This is a genomic window from Mycolicibacterium doricum (assembly GCF_010728155.1).
GTDB classification, from domain to species: Bacteria; Actinomycetota; Actinomycetes; order Mycobacteriales; family Mycobacteriaceae; genus Mycobacterium; species Mycobacterium doricum.
This window is the reverse complement of sequence record NZ_AP022605.1, coordinates 1,135,962-1,158,382: the sequence shown is the minus strand read 5'-3', so window position 1 is coordinate 1,158,382 and position 22,421 is coordinate 1,135,962. Positions and strand designations below refer to the sequence as shown.

General features: G+C 62.6%; 21 protein-coding genes and 4 pseudogenes. 11 read left to right on the top strand and 14 right to left on the bottom strand.

From position 1 onward, the window contains the following. Positions 1–419 precede the first annotated feature (419 nt). Both G6N07_RS05765 and G6N07_RS05760 read right to left on the bottom strand, forming a co-directional pair. A complete protein-coding gene (locus tag G6N07_RS05765; protein WP_085189705.1) occupies positions 420–731 on the bottom strand; it encodes a hypothetical protein in 312 nt (103 codons plus the stop codon). Beyond that, positions 728–1,039 (bottom strand): AbrB/MazE/SpoVT family DNA-binding domain-containing protein, encoded by a 312-nt coding sequence (locus G6N07_RS05760; RefSeq protein WP_085189714.1) that lies wholly within the window; start codon positions 1,037–1,039, stop codon positions 728–730. The genes G6N07_RS05765 and G6N07_RS05760 overlap by 4 nt, the downstream gene beginning before the upstream one ends. Positions 1,040–1,086: 47 nt before the next feature. On the opposite strand from G6N07_RS05760, the gene vapB reads away from it, so the two are divergent. The 6 genes from vapB to G6N07_RS05735 are packed head-to-tail and all read left to right on the top strand — an operon-like array spanning position 1,087 to position 3,626. Further along, positions 1,087–1,305, top strand: a complete 219-nt coding sequence (gene vapB, locus G6N07_RS05755; RefSeq protein ID WP_179959952.1) for a type II toxin-antitoxin system VapB family antitoxin — start codon at positions 1,087–1,089, stop codon at positions 1,303–1,305. Then, complete coding sequence (locus tag G6N07_RS05750; protein WP_085189703.1) at positions 1,296–1,706, top strand: PIN domain-containing protein; 411 nt, start codon at positions 1,296–1,298, stop codon at positions 1,704–1,706. Before vapB ends, G6N07_RS05750 begins: the two co-directional genes overlap by 10 nt. 57 nt (positions 1,707–1,763) lie before the next feature. Beyond that, on the top strand, positions 1,764–2,297 hold the full coding sequence (locus G6N07_RS20775) for a protein kinase domain-containing protein (RefSeq protein ID WP_275990277.1): 534 nt from the start codon (positions 1,764–1,766) through the stop codon (positions 2,295–2,297). Continuing rightward, the gene (locus tag G6N07_RS05745) at positions 2,294–2,980 is read left to right on the top strand and encodes a protein kinase domain-containing protein (protein ID WP_263858027.1); all 687 of its coding nucleotides are present in this window, start codon (positions 2,294–2,296) and stop codon (positions 2,978–2,980) included. The genes G6N07_RS20775 and G6N07_RS05745 overlap by 4 nt, the downstream gene beginning before the upstream one ends. Then, a complete protein-coding gene (locus tag G6N07_RS05740; RefSeq protein ID WP_133055526.1) occupies positions 2,934–3,227 on the top strand; it encodes a hypothetical protein in 294 nt (97 codons plus the stop codon). The genes G6N07_RS05745 and G6N07_RS05740 overlap by 47 nt, the downstream gene beginning before the upstream one ends. Before the next feature lie 6 nt (positions 3,228–3,233). Then, positions 3,234–3,626, top strand: a complete 393-nt coding sequence (locus G6N07_RS05735; protein WP_085189699.1) for a transposase — start codon at positions 3,234–3,236, stop codon at positions 3,624–3,626. Between the two features lie 545 nt (positions 3,627–4,171). Here the strand turns inward: G6N07_RS05735 and G6N07_RS05730 are convergent. The 6 genes from G6N07_RS05730 to G6N07_RS05705 all read right to left on the bottom strand — a co-directional run bounded on the left by G6N07_RS05730 (position 4,172) and on the right by G6N07_RS05705 (position 10,732). After that, positions 4,172–5,431 (bottom strand): ATP-grasp domain-containing protein, encoded by a 1,260-nt coding sequence (locus tag G6N07_RS05730; protein ID WP_133055525.1) that lies wholly within the window; start codon positions 5,429–5,431, stop codon positions 4,172–4,174. Beyond that, complete coding sequence (locus G6N07_RS20925) at positions 5,428–5,733, bottom strand: Rieske (2Fe-2S) protein (protein ID WP_085189695.1); 306 nt, start codon at positions 5,731–5,733, stop codon at positions 5,428–5,430. The genes G6N07_RS05730 and G6N07_RS20925 overlap by 4 nt, the downstream gene beginning before the upstream one ends. Beyond that, positions 5,724–7,094 (bottom strand): iron-containing redox enzyme family protein, encoded by a 1,371-nt coding sequence (locus tag G6N07_RS05720; protein WP_085189693.1) that lies wholly within the window; start codon positions 7,092–7,094, stop codon positions 5,724–5,726. Before G6N07_RS05720 ends, G6N07_RS20925 begins: the two co-directional genes overlap by 10 nt. Before the next feature lie 12 nt (positions 7,095–7,106). Next, complete coding sequence (locus G6N07_RS05715; RefSeq protein ID WP_085189691.1) at positions 7,107–8,030, bottom strand: 50S ribosomal protein L11 methyltransferase; 924 nt, start codon at positions 8,028–8,030, stop codon at positions 7,107–7,109. Beyond that, positions 7,990–9,273: an MFS transporter gene (locus tag G6N07_RS05710; protein ID WP_085189689.1), complete on the bottom strand. Its 1,284-nt coding sequence runs from the start codon at positions 9,271–9,273 to the stop codon at positions 7,990–7,992. The genes G6N07_RS05715 and G6N07_RS05710 overlap by 41 nt, the downstream gene beginning before the upstream one ends. Before the next feature lie 373 nt (positions 9,274–9,646). Further along, positions 9,647–10,732, bottom strand: coding sequence for an integrase core domain-containing protein (locus tag G6N07_RS05705; protein WP_244949047.1), 1,086 nt, complete (start codon positions 10,730–10,732; stop codon positions 9,647–9,649). A gap of 162 nt (positions 10,733–10,894) precedes the next feature. On the opposite strand from G6N07_RS05705, the pseudogene G6N07_RS05700 reads away from it, so the two are divergent. Continuing rightward, positions 10,895–12,079 (top strand): annotated as a pseudogene (locus G6N07_RS05700) (IS3 family transposase). Here G6N07_RS05700 and G6N07_RS05695 read toward each other — a convergent pair. From G6N07_RS05695 to G6N07_RS20185, 5 genes and pseudogenes are all read right to left on the bottom strand, one after another. After that, a complete protein-coding gene (locus G6N07_RS05695; RefSeq protein ID WP_179959951.1) occupies positions 12,022–12,363 on the bottom strand; it encodes a helix-turn-helix domain-containing protein in 342 nt (113 codons plus the stop codon). The pseudogene G6N07_RS05700 and the gene G6N07_RS05695 sit on opposite strands and share 58 nt — an antisense overlap. Positions 12,364–12,449: 86 nt before the next feature. Continuing rightward, positions 12,450–13,406: pseudogene (locus tag G6N07_RS05690) on the bottom strand (IS1380 family transposase); the annotation flags it as partial. Between the two features lie 219 nt (positions 13,407–13,625). Further along, complete coding sequence (gene ltrA / locus G6N07_RS05685) at positions 13,626–14,999, bottom strand: group II intron reverse transcriptase/maturase (RefSeq protein WP_085191955.1); 1,374 nt, start codon at positions 14,997–14,999, stop codon at positions 13,626–13,628. Positions 15,000–15,754: 755 nt separating this feature from the next. Continuing rightward, positions 15,755–16,543, bottom strand: coding sequence for an alpha/beta fold hydrolase (locus G6N07_RS05680; RefSeq protein WP_085191956.1), 789 nt, complete (start codon positions 16,541–16,543; stop codon positions 15,755–15,757). Positions 16,544–16,596: 53 nt separating this feature from the next. Beyond that, positions 16,597–17,012 (bottom strand): annotated as a pseudogene (locus tag G6N07_RS20185) (excinuclease ABC subunit UvrA); the annotation flags it as partial. A gap of 520 nt (positions 17,013–17,532) precedes the next feature. On the opposite strand from G6N07_RS20185, the pseudogene G6N07_RS21175 reads away from it, so the two are divergent. The 4 genes and pseudogenes from G6N07_RS21175 to G6N07_RS05660 form a co-directional block, all read left to right on the top strand. Continuing rightward, positions 17,533–17,757: pseudogene (locus G6N07_RS21175) on the top strand (IS982 family transposase); the annotation flags it as partial. Positions 17,758–18,159: 402 nt separating this feature from the next. Further along, a complete protein-coding gene (locus G6N07_RS05670; RefSeq protein ID WP_085191957.1) occupies positions 18,160–19,134 on the top strand; it encodes a fatty acid desaturase in 975 nt (324 codons plus the stop codon). A gap of 17 nt (positions 19,135–19,151) precedes the next feature. Next, positions 19,152–19,832 carry a B3/B4 domain-containing protein gene (locus tag G6N07_RS05665; RefSeq protein WP_085191958.1) on the top strand — a complete coding sequence of 227 codons (681 nt, stop codon included), beginning with the start codon at positions 19,152–19,154 and terminating at the stop codon, positions 19,830–19,832. Further along, positions 19,829–20,449, top strand: a complete 621-nt coding sequence (locus G6N07_RS05660) for a LysE/ArgO family amino acid transporter (protein WP_085191959.1) — start codon at positions 19,829–19,831, stop codon at positions 20,447–20,449. The genes G6N07_RS05665 and G6N07_RS05660 overlap by 4 nt, the downstream gene beginning before the upstream one ends. 709 nt (positions 20,450–21,158) lie before the next feature. Here G6N07_RS05660 and G6N07_RS05655 read toward each other — a convergent pair. Continuing rightward, positions 21,159–22,418 (bottom strand): MFS transporter, encoded by a 1,260-nt coding sequence (locus tag G6N07_RS05655; protein WP_085191960.1) that lies wholly within the window; start codon positions 22,416–22,418, stop codon positions 21,159–21,161. Positions 22,419–22,421 lie beyond the last annotated feature (3 nt).

Genomic DNA, 22,421 nt, shown 5'->3' with positions numbered 1-22,421 from the left:
GATTGCCACGCGGCGGGGTGAGCGCTCGCCTCGCGGTATCCGCAATCGCAGCTCTGTTGAGCTCTCGCACGAGATTGGGCAGGCCAACATGAATCGCCAATAGATCAGCGACGTATTGCGACAGTGATGACACCCCTGTCTCTGCGACCCTGTCGGCGAGATGCCGCGCGAGGCCGTCTCGCGCTCTGACCATGTACGCCGCGCGGTCACCTTTGCTCGGTCGAGCCACATATCGGAGGATATCTGCAATCGACGGCGTTGTTTCTGAAACGGTGCGCGAAGGGTGCGGGCAGCCGCTACGGTGTTTCAGAAACAGCGCCATCGACCAAGTCGGCGGACCGCAACCAGCGGCCCCGCTCGGTGCGGTTTTGTCACCGTGACGGTTTATCGGTTCAGGATTGGACCCCCGTTGGGGAGCGCTACGGATTCTTGAAGACGTCGTGGTCGCCGATGCGTCGCCAGCGGCAGCGCAACTCGTCGTCGACGGTCACCAATTCGAAAGTCGCGCGGCCGTCGGGACTGGCGAACGACCACGTCATCTCCAGTATGCCCGGGGCTCCCTGTACGGATTTCACTCGCAGCGACTTCGGCCACGCCACCGCTGCGTCGGCCGCAAGGGCCGAGCACGCGGGAATGAATTTTGCTCGGAGGACTTCACGAAAAGCCGCGCGGTGTTCGGGTTTGAGGCGCTTGAAGTCTGCGTCGAAGGCGGGCGTCGTCTCGTACTTCACGGTTCGCCAGCGTCGGCGTCCAGGTGGTCGAGATGCTTGAGTAGCGCATCGCCATCCGGATGCACCGTCACTTCGCCGGCGGCCACGTAGGCGTCGACCTCGCGCTCACGCCGCTGCCGTTCCTCGATCCAGAACCATTGCTGATCGGCCGGTACCGGCAGCGACGGCCGCAGCTCGAGCACTCCGTCGTCGCGTTCGGTGATCTCGACCTGCGCGCCCGGTTCGTCGAGGCGCAGCCGCCGACGTACCTCGGCCGGCAATGCGACGACGCCACGGGACTGGACGGCTACATAGCCATGAAACGTCATGCATCCATTCTGCCACCGCAACCGTATTACGGCAATGCGGTAATGATGTGCTGATCCGCGGGCTGTCCGACGCGGCGATCGCGCGTATCGACGCCGACGCCGCCGCACGCGGTCTCTCGCGCCAAGAGTATCTGCGAACCAGATTCGAGACCGAAGGTTCAGTGAGCGCCTCCACGCGGACCATGACCGTCGACGATCTACGACGCGCCGCCGCCGCGGCGACCGACCTCGACGATCCCGACGTTATGGACGCCGCGTGGCGGTGACCAACTGGCTCATCGACAAATCGGCCTACACGCGACTGGTCGCATCCCCAGATGCTCAGGCCTGGGTTGAGCGCATCGAACGTGGCCTCGTGCGCATGAGCACTGTCACCCGCCTGCAAATTGGCTACTCGTTCCGGAACGGACCGCAGGCCCGCAGCGAATCAGGCGCACCGCCGCTGGCATTGATGCCGCTCGAGTACCTGACCCCGGCCGCCGAGGACCGTGCCGTGGACGTGCAGCTCCAGCTGGCCGACCGTGGGCTGCACCGCGCCCCCGCGATCCCGGATCTGCTCGTGGCTGCTGTCGCTGAGATGGCCGGCCTGACCGTGCTCGCCCTCGACACGGACTTCGACCTGATCGCGCAAGTCACTGGGCAAGCAGTCGAACGGCTGCGCCGGTGAGCACGCACGGCCTCAGCCTCCACCGTTCGGCAGGGAAGGCGTCGACATGACCCACACCTGAGGGCCTGCCCCCGCCGCCCGCTCACATCGCCGGATACCGCGTCGAGCGGGTCCTGGCCGTCACGGCGATGGCGACCGTCTACCTGGTACACAGTCCCACCCTGCCGCGCCGGGAAGTGCTCAAGGTGCTTCAAGCCGACCCAGGCAGCGGCGACCACGTACGCACGCAGTTTTCTCCACGAGGCTGACATCACTGCCGGGCTCGAACATCCCAACATCGTGCGCGTGTTCAGCCGCGGCGAGACCGACACCGGCCAACTGTGGATCGCCATGGAGTACGTCGGGGGGACCGACGCCGAGACTGCGCTGCGCGACCGACAGATGACGCCTGCGCGGGCAGTCCACATCGTCACCGAGGTCGCGCGCGCCCTGGACTACGCGCACTCCCGCGGTGTCGTGCACCAAGACATCAAGCCCTCGAATTTCCTCATCGCCGCCCAGAAGCTGCCCGGCGGTCTCGACCGCGTCGTGCTCACCGACTTCGGTGCCGCCCTGCCCCCCACAGCCGCGGTGCTGGCGACGGGCCCATGAGCGCCACCCTCGCTTACAGCGCGCCCGAAGTCATCACCGGGGCAGAACTGGACGGACGCGCCGACGTCTACGCCCTCGCGTGCACGCTCTTTCGGCTGCTGACCGGAGAACACCCCTACCCGACAGACGCCGGGGTCGGCGCCCCAGTGAAAGCCCATCTGGACACCACCCCGCCCCGAGTGTCCGACCGGCTCACCTGGGCCTCACCACAACTGGACAGCGTGATCGCCAAGGCGCTGGCCAAGACGCCCGCTGACCGCTACCCCACCGCCGGCGACTTCGCCGCCGCTGCCGCCGCAGCACTCACCCTCCCCGCCCCTCGGCGCCAGCATCGGCTCCCGCCGATCGGGACGCACCGCCACCCCACACTGAGCTCGGCGGGGCCGAGTCCCACGGCGCCGCAGCTGATTTCATCAGCCTGCTCCCGCACACCCGTGCCGTCTCGCAACGGCGCCGGCTGCTCGCGGCGCTCGCAGTCGCCGCCGTGCTCATCGTCGCCCTGTCGGTGTGGCTTATCGGCCGCGGCTCCGACCCGCCCGAAACCGCACCCACGGCGGCGCCATCGACGACCACCGCGGCCCCGCCGGCAGCGCTGGAAGATCTCCGGCTGCTCCCGTCCGGCTACCCCGCCGGAGCATGCACCCCAGCACCCTCCCCCAACAGGACGTGATCGAGGCCGCTGAACGCCACGGCGCGGACTTCTCGGTCACCGCCAAGCAGTACCGGCCGGTGGCCGCGCTCATCCACGCGTTGGCCGTCGACCCGCACACCATATGGGTGCCGGCGCTGGGCGCCGAAACCGAGAAGGGCAGCCAGATCGCCGAGACCACCACGACGTTGCTCGGGCGCAGGGTGCGGCTGATCGTGCGCCGCCAACCCAAACACTCCGGTGACCAGTTGGCCTTCGACGATCTGGACGGCTGGCGGTGACACGCGATCATCACCAACGTCGACGCCGAGCGGCTCAGCGCGGTCCAGGTCGAGGCGCATCACCGGCTGCGCGGCGGCATCCCCGAAGACAGCATCCGGGCGCTGAAAAACGACTTCGGGATGATCCACCCCCCCGTGCAGTCGTTCTTCGGCAACTGGCTGTACTGGCAGGCCGCCGCCCTGGCGCACAACGTCGGGCTGTGGCTGCGCACCCTGGCGCTGCCCCGCGCAGTCCGCCGCGCCCGCGGCAAACGACTGCGCCTGGCCTTCCTCAACGTCGCCGCCCGCCTGGTGCGCCACGGCCGGCGCCTGCACCTGCGCTTTGCCGCCGCCTACCCCCACGTCGAGGCGTTCGCCACCGCGCTACGACACATCCGGGCGTTACCGGCCTTCGGTTGACCGCGGCGAACCGGCCCTTCAACGCAAACCCCGCACCGCATCTCCAACCCTCCACCGCCACACCGCGATCGACTCATGCCTAAAACCGGTCACCGTGCCGCCGCAGCCGCGTCTACGCCCAATTACACCATCGCCCAACGGCTTCCGACCCCCATCAGCGCATCCCAACCGCGCCGCCACCACCAACCGGGCCGCCGAAAACACGATCATCGCAAGCCGGCTGAAAAATCAGGGTCAGAAGAGGTGGGCCCAACGCCGACCCGTCACCGCCGACCGCCCACCGCAGACACGCCAATGACAACGGGCTACCCCCGCGCCACCAGCATCTGCAGCAGTGCACTCTCCATGGCACCACAATAGCTCCGATTCGGTGCCAGCCACGAGCCCGTGCGACCCGTACCGGAAGGGGATGACGCGCTAGGCGCGACCACCCACTTGCGCGCCTCCGGCGGACATCTCCGTAACCCCTCACCTTTAGCCGACCTTTAGCCGAGGTGGGTTCCGGAGTATGCGCGACGGGCGAACAAATGCAACCGGGAGCCTGTTCAAACTGCGGCGCTGAAGCAGCCCGCAAACAGCGCACGCACGTTCACCTCCCTTGTCTCAAGTTCGTCCCAAGTATCGCCAGTGATCACTGCGAATCCCAACGCAAATGTGTCGAAGAGCGACTTCGGCGGCGTCACCGCGTCTCCAGGGCTTACCGCGATGTGAGATTCCAGGACATAGGGAGCCGAACCGATGCGTTCCCGCGGATCTGAGATGACGGTCGACTGTTGGTCAACCGCAAAGAACACGACGCGGCCACGAATGCCGAGCCGGGGTAATCCGTCGATGGCGACTTCACCGCCAAGACACGTCGCGAGTTCAACTGAAACTTGTGAGATTCCGCCCGTCAGGGTTTCGGTGTACAAGGGGTGGCCGCCCCCATGCGGGCGCAGGCCAACCTCCATCATGGTCCATTCGGACCCTCGATCGAAGGCCTCGAAATGAAAGCATCCGACCCGTACGCCCAATGCTCCCAGGCATTCCCGCAGATACTCGATAAGTTCGCCATATCGTGGAACTTCGTGTTCAGTGAGCCAGGTCAACGACTTGTACACCGGAAAACCTTGCGACCACGTCTTGCGATATACGCCCACCGAGATTGCGGTCGGGATTCCGTTCACCACAGCGCCGTCAACCACATACTCGTCGCCCTGCACCACTTCCTGAATCACCAGGGACGATATGTCTCGGCACATGGCATTCGTCGACCCCAAAGCCGCGGTGACATACTCCGACAACTCGGCATGGCCGTTCACAAGGCACACACCGTCGGTGCCGGCGCTGTCGACTGGCTTCACGATAACTGGATACTCTTCCACCGTCTGGACGTCGTTGGGTGAAACGACCAGCCTGGACTTGACGTGCGAAAGTCCCCTTGACTCCAGCGTTTTCTGCGCAGCAAATTTGTCATACCGTGCCTGACGGACCGAGAAGTCATTTCTCGGGTGAAGGCCCAGGAGCTCTCTGGCATGGTCGGCCGCGGCTATCCCGCTTTCTGCCCCGGCGACTACGTATCCCCATGCGCCACGGATTACTGCTTCGCAATCCGAGTCTGTCCAGTCGCCCGGCCGCATATCAACAAATCGGCACCGTGCGTCACCAACGACTTCGCGCACCTCCTTCGCACCTGCGACGAACGGTTCTGGAATCGGGGTGGTGAAGAGTACATCGACGTCGTACCCATGCGCTATCAGCCGCTCCGCGAACAGTTTTCCGCTGCTTGTCGGATCGACAACCAAAGTGCGATGGCCGTCGTTCACAGCACACTCATCCTCATGGTTCGTGAAACGAGCGGCCCGACAACGTACGTCCCGGCAGGCCCCTTCGCGAACACGAAGGGCATGCGCTTCGTGCCGGCACGCGGTATCCGGGTCCGGTTCTTGTGCCACGGACAGGTGACGAACCCCTCGCAGATGGTACCGAGGTTCAGCGGGCCGCCACGGTGGCGACAGACGACACTGTGAGCCGCCACAGAATTGTCGTCGTACTGTCGCAGCACCCACACGGAGGCATTCTCGAATGCCACGACATTCTTGTCTTTCGGGATCCAGGTCACAGCCATCGATCCACGTCCCCGATGCTGTGGATCTGATACTGACAGGAATCAGACAGGATGTCCGCTCCGTGCTGTCGGCGGTTCTTGATCACCACACCGTCACCCGGCCCCAAGATGAGCTTGGAATCCAAGCCTGAAAAGAAATACATTGTGCCGCTGATGATGTGGCACAGCTCGTCCTGGTTGTGGCAATGGGAGTTCGAAAGGTCATTGAACGGCTCATCGAGGTCGGCCACAGGGACGTTCGAAGCGCTCAGGATTCGCTGCGCAATCTTCTTGTGCAAATCGAACATCTCCGGTTGCGCGTCCATCCACTCGATCTGAATCCTGAACTGGGTGTCGAATTGAGACATCAGGTGCTCGTATGCCAACATTCCCCACACCATCTCCGGAATGATCGCTTCACCGAATTTGTCCACGAGCGGTAGGCAGACATCCTCCAGCGCCATCCGGCCATGGTGATCATCGATATGGCAGTGTTCGGTGAAGTACTCGACGTCACACTGTTCCGGGAAAACAGAGGCCAGCACTTCTGCGGCCTGTTCACAGAAATGTACGAGCGACGACTCGGTCAATGCCAGGGCTCCCACGTAGCGGAAGAAGTTTCGGTGTTCCGATCCCATGTAGTGGAAGAAGTTGTTGGCGGACAGCGCCGAAGACAGGTAGTACTGCCAGTAGTAGTGCGGACGTGAGTCCAGCCCCACGCTCTCCAGAGTCTTCTCGTACAGCGTCGAGTGCTTTTTGTCGTGGACGCCGTAGCCATACTCGTCAATGACGATCTTGAACCACTCGGATTGCACGGGGCCGAAGTTGCCCAGAACGTTCTTGATCATCGGAGAGGATTCCGAGAGGAAGTCCGGCGCCAATTGCACCAACCACATGCGTGCTGCCCTCTGGGGATCGCGGCTGGATCGTATGGTTTGGTTCCAGTCCATGGCCCCCTCCGGTTCCTTGTCCCGGTCGCTCAGGAACTCGCAGAACCGCTCCTTTGTCCAGCCGTCGGAGACGGCGACGTCCCGCTCCAGATGGCCGTACAGGAATTGCTCGAGAGTGCCCCGAAACTGGTTGGCCAGGTCCCGCAGCTCCTGCGAGTAGAATTCGTCGAAATCTTCCTTCCACCCGTCGTATCGGTCTCGTGGAAGGAATACCAGGTCTTGCTCGTACACGGTGGTCAAAATCCGTTGGGCCGCAAGAGCTTCGTAATTCATGAAGTCATCCGCGGACAACGGCGACTCGACGTCCACGGCGCCAAGTGCTTGATGGCGCAGCGACCGCTGATACGGAGGGCGGGTCATCTCCCAGGTGTCCGAGTCGCGGAAGAGTTGGTTGTCGGCGTACCTCTTGAGTAGTTCATTCGTCGTAGGCATCGTTGATTCCTGTCAGACTTGGAAAATTCGGGTTGCCAATGCGGGATGTCTGCGTTCGGCTGTGTGATGTGACGGACCCAGATGGTCGGCGACGAATTTGGTGTCGTCGACGATCCGGAACTTGAAATCCACCTCGGAGCCTTGGTCGACGTAGACCGGTGCCGGTAGCGGGATGAACGCCTGCATCCAGTGACTGTCGGTCCCCGGACTGTTTGTCAGAATGGCGCCTGCGCCGAGATCCATGTCGAACCATGCAAGGACCCCATCGACGTATGACGACCGGTCGGCACGGAATCTGGCATTCAGTCCGGTCGTATTGTCAGGCTCTGAATGGAGATCCAGTCGGTAGAGCAGTTCGGCATCACTGACGAATTCGTGAGGCCAGGTGTGGAGGCGTACCGGAAAGTGGCCCACCGTCTGCAACCTGTTCATGGGATCGACCTTTATCCCGACGGCGTCCGATACCTCGTTGAGGGCGCGAAGGCGCGGCGCCGATATCAACCGACCGCTCAGCGATACTTCGGCGGGGAGTGCGTCGTAGGCGGTCTGAAGCAGTTCGCGGCGGGCGTGCCGCAGCGTCGGCAAGATTCCTTCCCCGATAACGGCGCAGTCGAACGTCTCCGTCAACAGAAAGTTCTTCCGTGCCGTCGTACGCAGACTCGCCCTCGTCGAATGAATGGCGAAGAGGTTGACCTCCCGAGCGCCGTGCGTGGAGAGGACCTGTCTGGCTACCCTCGCGATGTCCGGATCTGCCTCGAATGCGTCGACCGATCGCGCGCCTGAGGCGAGGGCGAGTACCGACAGCAAGCCGGTTCCGGCGCCGATGTCGAGGACGGTGTGCTTGTTGTTGACTCGTTCATTGATTGCTTCTGCGAAAGCGCGGTTTCTTTCCGCGTCATTGAGCATCGCGAAGTGCCATTTCGGGATCCCGCTCATGTGCTTCTCCTGACGACGTTAACGTGAAATTCCTTCGGTAAAGAATTGGAAGAGTTCCCCAGACACAGACCCCCGTGAGTATAAGTGCTATTTCGGGGCCGCCCAAGAACGTCGCGGCGGCGGCGACGAGGCCGCCCAACGACATTCCGCCCCAGATGAAGAACCGATGAACGGCAGTGACTCGCGCCATTAGATCGGGTGGCGTCGATATTTGCCGCACCGACAGCGCTGTAGGCGCGAACATTCCGTCGCCAACGCCGTGGAGTGCCAAGAAGACGCCAGAGACCCATACGGCGGAGGAATCAATGAATGTCGTCGCCATCGCCGCGCCGGCGATGCCGATCGTGGCGAGAATAGCGCCGAGTTGAAGCGTGGTACGCGCCCCTATGGCGGTCGCCATCTTTTTGCCGATGGCGCTGCCGAGAGCGTATCCCGCTGCTATGATAGCGATCAGAATTCCGGCTTGAGCGGCGCTTGCTTTGCCTGACTCGACGAGATAGAGCGGTATCGTAACTTTGATTGCAGTTACCGAGACGATGTAATACGCACCGCAGAAGATGATCGGATTCAGCCATTTGTGGGACGAAACAAAATTCAGCCCTTCGAGCAGCAGTGTACGAGTCCTGACGTCTCGCTTGATGGAGTTGGCTTCGGCCGGACCGGCTGAGCGTACTGGAAGGAATGCCAGCGTCCCGAGCAGCGCCAGAAGCAGAACCAACGTGGTGCTCGACCCTGGCTGTAGCCAACCGACGAGAATCCCGGCAGATGCGGGCCCGATGATGCGCATCAGCGCGTCTGACAGAGCCAGTCGGGAATTGGCGCCATACAGTTTCGGTCTTTCGTTGAAGATCGCAGGCAGGATGCTTTGGAAAGAAACCTGGAAGAATACCGCTGCGGTACCGGCCGCCAAGGTGAACGCCACATACGGAAAGGGAGAATCGCTGCCTGACAATAGTGGAATCAACAGCAGCGCGATCAATATCGCCTGAACTGCGGAACTCAGTATGAGCGAGCGCTTGTGCGACCGCCCTTCGAGCCATACACCGGCATTGAGGCCAAAGGCGAGATACGGCACGAAAAATAGAAAGGTGACGAACTGTCCCAACTCGACCGACGTGCCGGTTCGAGATACCAAAAGCAGGGGGATTGCGAATGAGATGTACTGCTCTATGTAGAGATTGAGTGTGCTGCCGGCCCATAGCCAGCGAAATGACAGTTCTTCGGATGTTGCGGAACTCAACACATTTCACTTTCCGGGGGACATCGGTCTCTTTTTCGGCGGCGGACCTTCTCTGCCGACAATCGGCGAACCCCCCAATCAACGATTGATGATACGGCTGTGACATGCCTGTGCGTTTGCCACCGTACAGGCTGTCACGTATTGATAGGCGAACGATGACGGTCATGAAGATGAATGGTCTGAACATCGCGATGATCACGTAGTTACACGACGCCTTTGGGATCTACTGACCGTGATTTTTCACGTGGGTACGGCTCAGCGCGTGAGCTGGGCTGAGTGGTCGTTTTGGGTGTGGGTTCCGGGGTGGCGGGTCGGCGCGGTTGCCGCATGTCGTGCGTGAGGTGTTTCTGACTTCGTGATAGACATTCGCGTTTGATCAGTCAACATCGTCGGGGCCCTGGATGGGTTCAGTGTGCCTTTGCTGGCGGTGCCAGGCAAGGCGGCGTTTTCGGGCTTGTTCGAGTCCGGCTTGTCGTGCTTTGCGAATGGCCTCTCCTCGTCCTTCGTGTTCGTCGTTGGGTGTCACATATCCGATGCCGGCATGCAGTCGGACCGAATTCCAGAGCTCGCGGGTGACGGCCAGTTCGGCGCGCAGGGTGGCGGGGTCCTCGATGGCGAGCAGGTGCGGGAACTCGGCTTTGAGGTGCCCGTTGAAGCTCTCGATCCAGGCCTGATCGGTCGGCGTTGCGGGCCGCCCGAAGTGCTGGGCGATCGCGCACAGCGCCATGAACTCCCGGGTGGACCCCGACGTCATCTGCGGGCCGTTATCGGACACCGCAAGCAGGATCGGCCGAGCCTCGTCGTCGGCAGCAATGTCGACGAGCCCGTCTTGGCGTCGCTCGATGGCTTCCAGCAGTCCCTCGGCGTCGAGTGCGTCGGTGAACCCGACCTCGACCTGGGTGGAGGTTTCCTCGACGGAGACGACCTCGGTGATCCACTTGCGCGAGACGAGGTCCTGGATGATCAGCACCGCCATCCCCGCCCTGGTGAAATGGGTCGTGTCGTAGATCCAGATCGAGTTGGGCTTGTAATCCACCCAGTCCGGAAACGGTTTGCGCTGCGAGCGGCCCGGTCTGGGCAGCGGCCGGAAATGCTTGTCGGCCAGGAACAGAACACGGCGCACACTCGACGGCGACACCCACACCCGGTGCAGGTAGGAGCCGCGGTGGGCCAGCTTACGATGGCTGCGGTCGGTCTGGCCCCACTCGTCGAACAGGGCCAGGATCTCGGCGGCTTCGGCGTCGAGCAACCCGTGCATGGGTGATCCGCCCGGTGTCTTGTCGGCCAACTGCCCCAGCGCGCGCCGCGCGATCCAGCGGTGCGCGCGGACCTCGCCGAGTTCCAGCTCCTGGCAGGCGCGGCGCAATGTCCAGCCGGCGCCGGTCGCGTGGTCGAGCAGGCCCAGCAGTGCCGTCTTGGTGGCCGCGTCGACCCGGTGCGGGACCCGGCCACTTAGCCCCAACTCCCTTTTCCCTCGACCAACGTCAGCCGCACCGCCATCTCCTTGAGCGCCTCGGACAGCCGCGCGTTGTCGGCCTTGGCTGCCTCCAGCTCGTAGTGGCGTGCCTCCCACTTTCCGGACTGCGGACCAAATAGGGTCCGAGCCGGAAAGGAATGAAGGGAATTGGCGAAGAAATACCAGAAATTCTCTCCAGAGTTTCGTGAGGAAGTCGTCAAACTCGTGGTGGAGGGGCAACAGCCTATCGCTAAGGTCGCTCGTGAACATGGGCTGAGTGAGACGACTGTCGGCAATTGGGTGCGCAAATACCGAGAGGAGCGCGCCGGGGACGAGCCGCCGCTGCAATTGTCAGAACGCGCGCGGCTCCGCGAGTTGGAACGAGAGAACCGGGAAATGGCGATGGAACTCGCCTTCCTGAAAAAAGCGGCAGCGTACTTCGCGAGGGAGCAGCGGTGAGCGAGAAATACGCGCTCATCGCCGCGGAGCACGCCGCCGCGCACGTCGCCGAGGCTCCCACCGTCGCCCAGATGACCCGCTGGCTGGGCGTGTCCAAGAGCGGCTATTACGAGTGGCCGCGCGCCCGCCTAGTACGGCCGAGAAGCGCCGGGAGGAACTCAAGATCAAGATCGCCACGTTGTTCGACTCATTCGACGGCGCCTATGGGTATCGGCGCATCCACGCCGAGTTGGTCCGCGCCGGCGAACACGTCGGGGAAGAGTTGGTGCGAAAGCTGATGCGTGAGCTGAACCTTGTTGCGGTGCAACCGAAACCGTACAAACGCACCACAATCCCGGGTAAGCCCGAGCAGGCGGTGGCCGACCTGGTGGCCCGCGATTTCACCGCCGATAAGCCGGGGTTAAGTGCGTCGGCGACATCACCTACATCAAGACGTGGGAAGGCTGGCTGTATGTGGCGACAGTCATTGACTGCTTCAACAAAGAGGTGATCGGCTATGCCATGGCCGAGCACATGCGCACTGAGCTGGTCACCGACGCGCTGGATATGGCGGCCCGCAACCACCAGCTGGAGCAAGATTGCATTATGCATTCCGATCGCGGCACCCAATATATGTCTGCCGAGTATTCCGCCACGCTTAAGGAGTTCGGGCTGCGGCAATCGGTGGGCCGCACCGGGGTATGTTGGGATAATGCGCTCGCGGAATCGTTTTTCGCGAGTTTGAAGAATGAGCGGGTCCACCACATGGTGTACCCGACCCGGAAGGCGGCGAAGGAAGATATTGCACGCTACATCGAATTGTTCTACAATCGACGCAGAATTCATTCCGCACTCGGCTATCGGACACCGCACGAGGTCCGCATCGAGTACATGAATTCACAGCTCGCAGCGTAAATGGATGCGAAATCCGCAGTCCGGAAAACGCAGGGCAGCCCATAGTCGCGCTGCCGGGCCGCCACGCCGGGTTTGGAGGCGGCCAGCGCCGCCAGCGCACCCTCCTTGGCGATCGTGCGGATGCGCATGATCGTCGTGCGGTCCACCTGATGCTCGGCGGCGGCCTCGGCGATGGTGACCTCCTGGCGGACCAGCTGCAACCAGATCTCGTACTTCTGCGACGGCGACAAAAATCGTTTCGGACGGCGGCTCGACCGGTCGCCACCAGAGTTTGCTTCGAACATGATCAGATCCTCCGTAAAAGCTCGGAGAACCCGTCGGATGTTGTCTGATCGACACGCCGATGTCTATCGCGAAGTCAGGCGCAAAACAGCACCAGCCGGGCGGTGATCCTTTTGCCGCGGCCCAGCTGCAGCGTGTAGGGGGTTTCGGCGACCTCGGCATCAGAGAACAGCGCCCCGGTGTCGGGGTCGGTGACCGCGCCTGGGTAGTGCACCGGGGAGTAGGCGGACTCGTCGATGGCCTCGATCGCGGTGGTGATGGCCCGGTTTCGGGCCATCGATAGCGAGAACTCCACGCTTTCGCCTACGCAGGCGGCGATCACCTTCTTGCTGCCGAACGCCGAGTCGCCGCGCAGCATGATCTTGCCGCTGGCTCCGCAGGCGCGCACGGTGGTGATGGCCTGTTTGACCTGGGAGGCGGCCGCTCGCCCGGAACCGGACTTGCCGCTGCGCAGCCGCGCCTCGGCGATCACCGGCGCGGTGGTGGCGGTGGAGATAGTGGTGATTTGCGGCGAGAGCCCCTTGCGCAGCAGCGCGCGGCCGGCGATCTTGGCGTGTCCGAACGAGGCGCCCTGTTTGGCGTGTCCGAAGACCGGGCGCAGCAGCGAGTCGATGTCGACAAACGCGCGCTGCTCGATGCCGGGCAGCAGCGGCACCCGGGCCGCCAGCGCCACCAGATGTGCGCGGGCCACCGCGGCCAGCTGGTTGGCGTGTCCGAAGGTGAACTCGCGCAGGAAGATCCCCAGCGTCGAGGGCGCGTACACCTCGTCAAACACCCGCGGGGTGCCACCGGCGCGCAGCACGTCGACAGCATCAATGCACTCCGCGCCGCACGCCATGCCGGCGATGATCGAGGTCAGCTTCCCGGCCGGGTTGACCGCCCCGGAGCGCACCCGCGTCGACGGCAGGTCCACATGCTCGCCGATCAACTCCGAAAGCCCTGTCTGCTCAGCCAGTTCCAGCACCGGCACCAATCCCGCAGCCGACACCAGATTCCGTTCGTCAAACACCGCCGACTCGACGGTGAACGTATAGCATGAGTGCACCGAAAATGCCTTCCCGAACGCTGGACAACATCGACTTCGCTACTCGTATTGTCCCAGTTCAGAAGGCATTTTCGCTGTTCACACGCCGATCAGCCACTCACTCATCCATTGGTAGTCAGGGGCGCGGTGTCCGCAGTGCGGACCCGTTTCCCCATCCCCCTCTCAATCCGTGCGTGCGGTTTTCCCGCACACGGCTTACCGATGATCTTCTTGACATGGTTACGCAGCCTTCGGGTAGCGGATGGTGCCGCGCAGGCGGTGCAGGCCGTGCCCGTTGAACCACTCCTCAGTCCACTGACCGGCTTGACCAGCACGCAGATTGCGGCCCCGCTTCTTGACCATCAAGCGGAACAGCCGCCACACCACGTAACTGTCGACCTGGCGGAACTTGTCGGCGGCGTTGCCGGTACGAAAGTAGTTACCCCACCCACGCAGGATCGGATTCAACACCGCGATCACATCACGGATGTCGATTCCGACCCGGTTGCGGCCAGTCAGGTCACGGACTTTGTCCCGCAACCTGCGCATCGCAGACTGGCAGGGCCAACGGTGCAGTGTTTTGCGCACGATCCGCTTCTGTTCCCACAACCGCCCCGACATACGCGCCCGGAAGTGACAGCCTAGAAAGTCCAGGCCCTCGCGACCGTCGCGCAGGTCGACCACCTTCGTCTTGTCCGGATGCAGCCGCAACCCCAACGACGACAGGACTTCTCCCACCGCCGCCAAAGCCTGCTCGGCCTGTGCCGCGGTCCGGCACAACACCACACCGTCATCGGCGTAGCGCACCAACTCACCCACATTCCGTCGAGAGAGTTCGGTATCGAGCACGTGCAGATAGACGTTGGCCAACAGCGGCGAGATCACCCCGCCCTGCGGAGTGCCCGCAACCGTCCGCGACACCACCCCATCGACCAACACCCCTGCCTGCAGCCACAATCGCAGCAATTTGAGCACCCGCCGGTCCGAGACCCGCCTACCCACCTCGGCGAGCAGCCGGTCGTGGTCGATCTCGCCGAAGAAATTGGCGATGTCGAACTCAACCACAAACGAGTAGCCCTCGATGAAACCGACACGCAGTCGCTCCATCGCCTGGGTCGCCGACCGCTTCGGCCGAAACCCATACGAGCACGACAGAAAGTCCGCCTCGAAGATCGGTTCCAGCACGATCTTGGCCGCCGCTTGGGCCACCCGGTCTCGCACCGTGGGAATGCCCAACGGCCGCTTACCACCTCGTGGTTTCGGGATCTCCACCCGACGCGCCGGCGCCGGACGGTACACACCCCGGCGAAGGTCATCACGCAACTCACGCAACATGCGGTCCACGCCGTAGTCCTCCACCGCGACCAAGGTGACACGATCCACCCCGGCCGCACCCCTGTTCTTACGCACCCGCTCCCACGCCTCCCACAAGACGTCACCCCTGTGGATACGGTCATACAGGGCATGGAAACGCCGGCCCTCAGATTGCTTGGCCGCAGCCCATAGCGTGCGTTGCAGTTGTCGTACTTTCACCGGCGAGAAACACAGCGGCTCCTCCACGGCTACGACGGGCCGTGACCCGTCGGGGTAGTTGGACCGATCAAAACCGGTCATGCCCTCGCACTTACCCACTTTGCCCGCGTGATCAAAGTTGGGGCCCTTCCCTCCCGGCGCGTTATGTTGCACGCCGATCAGCGGTACTACGACCCCATCGGACTCCCGCTGCCCTCCAAAGGATTTCGCCATCGGCTTATACCCCTGGTCTTTGCCCGACGAGGCCAGGCAGACGGGTCTCTCCTGTTTCGAACCAGACTATGTGCACGTGCCGCCACCCGTACCCCGGAAGGACCCGACGAGCTAACCCCGGACCAGGGCTCGCCGGACATGGCCTTCGCCGTGACATGAGCGGCTCGGCTCCTCCATTGTGACTGTGACGAGGCTGCAGAGTTCGCTTAACGCTACGGCCCGCACACTTGCTCCCTCCGAAGAGGCTCTCGACACCCCGCTCAGCCCGCCGCGTCTCCACGACAAACCGGGGCCTGCTACCCGGCGTTCCGGTACCTACCGGGACGGGACTTTCACCCGCTAGTCCAATCCAACTTCCAGGACGCAACACGGATTCAGGCTAAGAGTCACGGATAGGACCACCGATACGAAAAGCGTTGCAGAACATCGATATTCACATCACCGAAACTATGGGCCAGGCGCGCATCCTGGCAAACGCAGCCTGAAAACTCAAGACAGCTCTTCAAGTCCTAGCGACCAAGGTTCGCTAGGTGTTGTCACACACCACGCCAGCCGCCGTGATGGTGATGGAGAGCGAGAAGCCGTCGAATCGGCGCATCAACGAATCCCTACGCGAGCGTTCGTCAATCGGAGCAGAAGCCGGTGAGCGTCTCGACGAAGGCGTCCGGCCGCTCGACCTGGGGCAGGTGGCCCGCGTCGGCGATCAACCGGAGATTGGAGCCGGGCAACGAATCGACGTACCGCCGTGCAGCCTTGACCGAGCTGCCCGCCAGTCGGTCGGCCGTCCCCCATATCACCAGCGTGCGGATGCTCGGTGGCCGCGCAGGCGGGTCGCCCGCGAGGACCACGTCCACGACGGTGCGCAATCGCTCAGGGTATGCACCTGCGCACACAGCGGCGATTGGGTCCGGGCAGTTCGCCGGATCCGCGAAGGCCCGGGCCAGCGTGGAGGGGTTATAGGCGTCGCGACGGAAGAACGCGGTGATGCCCGCCCGCACCGGTGCCAGCCGCAGGAGCGGCAGCGCCGGCTTGGGCAGCGACGGCGGCGGCAGGCCGTTCACCAAAACCAGGCCGTGGACGGGACTCTGCGAGGCCATGCGGACGGCGATACCCGCGCCGAAGCTGTTGCCGACGAGCCAAGCTCGTTCGACGCCGAGGATGGCGAGCGCCTCGGTGCACCATCGGACATACTCCTCGGCGCTGCGGAGACCCGCCGATCGGTCGTCACCGAGCCCGGGCAGATCGGGTGCGATGACCCGATAGCACTCGGCGAGGCGGTCCCATACATGCGACCAATGTGCAGCGGCGCCCGCCCAGGCGCCGTGCAGAAGCACGAGATCCTGACCGGCGCCTCCGATCCATACCCTGATACCTCCGCGGAGGCTCAGCTCAGTCGGTTCGACAACGGCCATGGGCCCAGCATGCCACACGTCAATCCTTGATCTACACCATGCGAATGCTCTTGTCAGGCGGTATATTCTGCGAGGCGATTGCCCGTCAGCGTGGAACGCGCCTTCACCAGATCGGCGGGTGGGCCCTCGAAGACGGCGTCATGGCCGGCGCCGGGCCCAAGGTCGATGATCCAGTCGGCGTGCGCCATGACCGCCTGGTGATCGTCGATGACGAGCACCGATTTCCCGGCGTCCACCAGTCGGTCGAGCAGCCCGAGAAGTTGCTCAACGTCGGCCAGGTGCAGGCCAGACGTGGGCTCGTAGATTCGCCCTTGTCAGCCAACTGGGCGGCCAGCTTTAGCCGCTGACGTTCGCCACTGGACAGCGTGGTCAACGGCTGGCCGGGACTGACATAACCGAGTCCGACGTCGGTGAGTCTGTCGAGAACCGTCTGTGCGGTAGGTACTTTCGCGTCACCACTGGCAAGGAACGCCAGGATACGCAGAACATGGCCTTCCGTGTGGCCGGTGCGATCGGGGAGACGATCAGCGGGCGAGCGGGATTCGAGTCGGCAGTACCCCCGCGCGGAACATCTCCGGGTACCGCGACTACATCGAGGGCGATCTCGCCGCCGCGGGGCGCATCAGGCAGCTCCTTGACGCCGGTCTGAACACCGCCACCATCGGCACCGTCCTGCCCTGCCTGACCGAACGCGCCGGACAACTCGCTCCCATTTGCTTAGAACTGGTAGAGGAACTGCGCCACGAACAGGCTCGCATCATAACCGCATCGACGCAGCGGCTCCGAGACCTAACGCCGATCCACGTCAGCGCGCCAGCTCTCGCCCCTACGCGCGGCCAGGTGGTTGGGCTTGAGCGGGGCCGGACTACGCCTAAGTCTAAATGAGTGATTCCCAGGGGACTGGTGTGTCTTGTGAGGTTTTTGAGGCGGGGGCGTCCAGTGTCCAGGACCGGCGTCGTAAACCGCACTCTCAAGCCTGGAGACTTGTCGTGGACGCTGATCTGGATGCCCTCGCTACCGCACTGTACGTCATCACCGATGACCTGCTGAGACAACACCCCGAGCGGGTACCGCCGCGCCCCAAGGTGGGATTCGTCCCACAAATCACTGACGCCGAACTGTTGACGCCGGCGGTCATGCAGGCGCTGCTGGGATTCACCAGCGAGCGCCATTGGCTGCGCCATGCCCGCTGCCATCTGCTCACGATGTTCCCGGTACAGGCAACCACTCTCCACCATCGACCTGGTCGCAGAGCCTGCCAGGCGTCGATGGCTCGGCCGAGGAGCGGGTCAACGGGTTTAGTGAAAGCGGTGCCGGTCTTGTGGGTGGGGATGTCGAGCAGACAGACCGCAGCGTCGGATCGGAGCACGGCGGGAGGCCAATTCGACTAATAGATGAACAATAGTAGACAAACGCAAAATTAGCTCTGGTGGCCGCGCCGATGTGGAAAACTTTACGTGTCATGAGTTCACTGTGTTCTTGCCGGTGAGAGGGATGCCCAATTCCTGAGCGCGGCGATTAATCCGAGCTGTCGCGTCTATTGGCGACCATGTCACGGGCACATTTCAGACGGCTTAGCCAGTTGAGCCATTTGCTTGTTCCGGGGAGATAAGAGGATGACTGCACTAGAGACGTCGAACGTTACTCGGCTTGCTTCTCATCGGGAGCTAAAACGCGGGTACTCCACACCTCCCTCGATTCGCGGGGCGTTGGCAGAGATGCACGAGACCTCTCTGCTGAAAAGCGTGGCGACTGTCGGCGCCGATCATGTCCTAGCTGCATGTTCTCTGGGTATAGCTGGACGTACCGGGAGCCAGAACGCGGTCATCCGTGCTTTCTGCATGGTAGCCGCCAGCACGGTATGTGCTCGCGCATTTCGTGGACTGGAGAACCTCGTCCATGAGGCTTCTCATTTCAACTGGTCACGGGACCGACGAGAGCTAAATGACAGGTTGTCCATTTTGCTGGCTGCGGCCCCTGTCGGCGTGAAGCTTTCAACCTACCGAGCTGAACACTTGCTGCACCACGGCAAATTCGGTTCCGAATCCGATCCAGATTTCATCCGCTACCGAGAACTGGGCATTGATGATCTGGATCGGACGAATGTCTGGCGGTTCACAGGGATGCTGGCCCGGAAGTTTGTTCGCTACCAACAAGGATGGTTCAAGTCGAGTTCAGGAAGTTTTATACGCAGTTTTGCGCTGCCTTCGGTGTACGCCTCAGCATTGATCCTGCCGCAAACGAGGTGGATCGGCAGCCGAGGAGTGATCCACGCACTTGTCTGCTGGATGCTCACAACCCGAGTCACGCTCCCGCTGATAAGGTTCGTAGCGGAAAGCAGCGAGCACAGATTCACGGGCAGGACCAGTGTCTTCGAGGCAACGATCTCCAACCTGGGATGGTTCCAGAAGGTTCTTTTTCATCCGCACGGAGACGGATACCACACGATTCATCATCTATGGCCAGGAATCCCCCACCACAAGGTGGCGGCCACTCACCGCTTGTTGATGAGCTTCCCAGAAGGTGACTATGCGCAAAAGTTGCGTTACCGTACGAAACTCTTTGAGTCTGACCGGTCGCAAACACAATAGGGAGTTCCGTTACCTCGATGTTGTTGGTGTCTCCAGACGTTCGTAAGCTGGCCCCGGACGTAGATATCGCTTTAGTCTGCGTCGAGGGAATCGACCAAAGCGTTATAGATGGCTGTCTGGACGAACGCGTGCAAAACCTCGACAAGCAACTTCAATCTGGAAAAATTGTCTACGACGAGCACAGCCCCCACATCGAGGCTTGGCACGAAATCTACCGGAAGTTCGGTATAAACCCGCGCCGACAACGACCAAGCTTCGATGCGCTCACGAAGAGAGCATGTAAGGCCGGTGCGCTCCCCCGCGTGTTTCCGGTAGTGGATGCGTACAACTATGTGTCAGTCCTGCATGGAATACCAGCCGGTGCATATGATTTCCATAAATTAGGCGATGAGATCGAACTACGTCTCTCACGAAACGGGGACGAATTCCTTGCCATCGGAACCGATACCCCAGAAGTGCTACCGGATGGTCAGGTCGTGTATTCGACCGGGAACACCGTCATGACTTCCTGCTGGAACTATCGCGATGCAAATCAGACGAAAGTAGACGAACGCACAACCAAAGCCGTGTTCATCTTCGAGTCCATACGCGGAGTCGGGGCAAACTTGCGCCGCCCTATAGCTGACTTAGCCGGAATACTTGATATCCCTCAAAACGACTTGGATGTGCAGCTCGTGAGCACCTCAACAGCGCTGTGACCGGCACTTATCTAGCGGGCATCGCATTAGGGCTCGCGCTGATCATCCCCATCGGTGCGCAAAACGTATTCGTGATCAACGAAGCACTGAAGCTCGGGATGCCGCGCGCACTCATCCCGGCCCTGACCGCCGCCGCCTGCGACACCCTTCTCATCGCGATTGGCGCGGTCGGAGCATCTGCCCTGCTATCCAAGGTTCCCGGAGTCAAAACGACGTTACTAGTATTCGGTGCAGGATTCTTACTCTACCTAGGCATCCAATCCCTGCGCTCACACCAACCCGACGACGATCAACAAGTCCTAGTCTTCAAACCAATCGCCCTGATAGCAAAGACAATTGCGGTCTCACTCCTTAATCCGCATGCAATCTTGGACACAGTCGGAGTCATAGGCACCAGCATCGCCGCCGTACCTGCCGCCACACGTCCGACGTTCGCAGCAGGAACGATGACCGGTTCCCTGCTTTGGTTCCTTGCCATATCGGCACTCGCGGCGACTCTATCTCAATGGCTCAACCCCAAACGGCGACGATACGTGGACATGGCCTCCGGAGTCATCTTGCTCGTCTTCGCTGCCATCTTGGCAATCGAAGCCATCCGAGTACTTACTGTGGGGTAGCGCGGCCGGGTCGGCCCCCCTCGCTGGGACTTCTCGGCGTAGGGCTCGAGCAGGACCGTCATGCGCATCACAGGGTGCCGCCGGTGTAGTCGAGTACGCGCCGGGCGGTCGCGACGACCAGCCCACGGCGGCCAATGCTTGGAAGTTGTCCGTCCCCGGCAGCCGATGTCGATGAGCCGTCTCGCCGACCTTCTCGGCGTCGAAAACTCGTCAATCTGGAAGCAGCGGCCCCAAGAGTGCACGGGTCGTCGGCTTGCCTGAGCCGTTGGGCGCCGTGGCGCCATACGATCACCGCCCCGACGCCAATGACTAGAGCACCCAGAAGCATCAGGATCCTCACCGCCCGCAGGGCAGGTAGATGAGCTGTGCATTGACACCTGGATGACCTAATCGCTGACACAACGAGCTGCGGCCTCTCACCGAGGCCCTACTGACATCGACTGGGAAAGTCCACTGACACGGTTCGGGAAAATCAGCTCACCGCACTGACATGCCGGTGGGAAGTCTCACCCACCCGCCGAAGCCGAAGCCTGCTACTACGATCAACTAGACGCCAGCCAATCGGCCGGCTCACACAACCCCGGGGGTGCATGAAACTCGGGACGGTTCACTTCCCATGTGCACCCACGGGCAGTCTCAGCTGTCCGTTGCCACGCATGGCGTGCTGCGTCGACAGACCAGCTGAGATGGAATTCCGTGGCGGCTGCGGTCAATTCGTGAGAACGGCTCCGTGGGTGGTGAACAGCGGCGCCTTGACGACGAACAGGAAGGCGAGCAGACCGATGACGGCGATCGCTGGGGTGAGGCCGATAGCGGCGGCCAACGCGCCGATCAGCACGCCTTCGAGCGCGATTCCGGTGTAGGCTATTCGGTTGAGTTTGCCCAGTGCTCGTTCTTCGTCTCCCGCGTTGACGCCGTGGCCGACAGATCCGGTGCAGAAGGGATGAAGGTTGGCCAGGCCCAGACCGGTGACGGCCGAAGCCACCGCCAGAGCGACGCTTCCGGTGACAGAATGAGTCACGATTCCGGTGATTCCGGCGATAACGAACAGGCCGCTGATACGGACCAACCATACCCGGTCCAGGTGTCGGCTCAGCGGCCCGAACCCGAGTCGTCCGGCGCAGACGGAGCCGATGAACAGCGTCAGCGCGAGGCCGGCCGAGGTCAGCGACGCCCCGGAGTGCACGGCGAGAATGGCGAGCCAGTTGGTGAGCATTCCCTCCAACAGCAGCGCGGAAAAACTCATCGCCGTCAACCAGCGCAGCGACGGCGGATACGCCACCCTGATCCGCTCCAGCAACCCAGTCGCCCAACTGGTTCGACGCGGAGCGACGGATGGGTGTGGTTGCGGGGCCGGCTCCACACCCATTGGCGCCGTAGCCAAGTGGAAGCGGCGGAGTATGACGAATACTGAGGCGGTGCCGACGATCCCGACTGCGGTGAGCGTGATGAAGCTGTGCAGCAGCGGGATACGCCCGGCTGTCAGGAGCCCGAAGCCGGCGCCGAGGGTGCCGCCGACTGCCTGGAATCCTTCCAGCGGTGAGAGCAGACCGTTCGCCCGGGCGTGTGTGGTCCCGGCCATGTGGATCTTCTCCAGGCGGACCGCGAGGACGTTCTGGCCGATATCGAGCAGAGCATTGAATACTCCGGCCATCAGCAGCCAGGCGACGGTCGCCCACAGCCCGATTCCCATCCCGGCCAGCCCGATACCGGCCAGATAGAGCCCGGCGGCGATGGGCGCGGCGCGGGCCGCTCCGACACGGCGCACGATTTGCGGGGCCACGAGCATCGTCGCGGTGAGCCCGACGACGAATCCGATGCGGGCAAACCCCATCTGCGCGTCCGACAGGTCGTAGCGTTGTTGGAGTTCGGGCAGCCGCGACGCCAGTGCGGCGTAGCCGAGCCCGTTGAGCAGGAACAATCCTAGTGCGGCCCACACCGTCGGTTGCCGCCACAAGGCGCCGTTCATTCT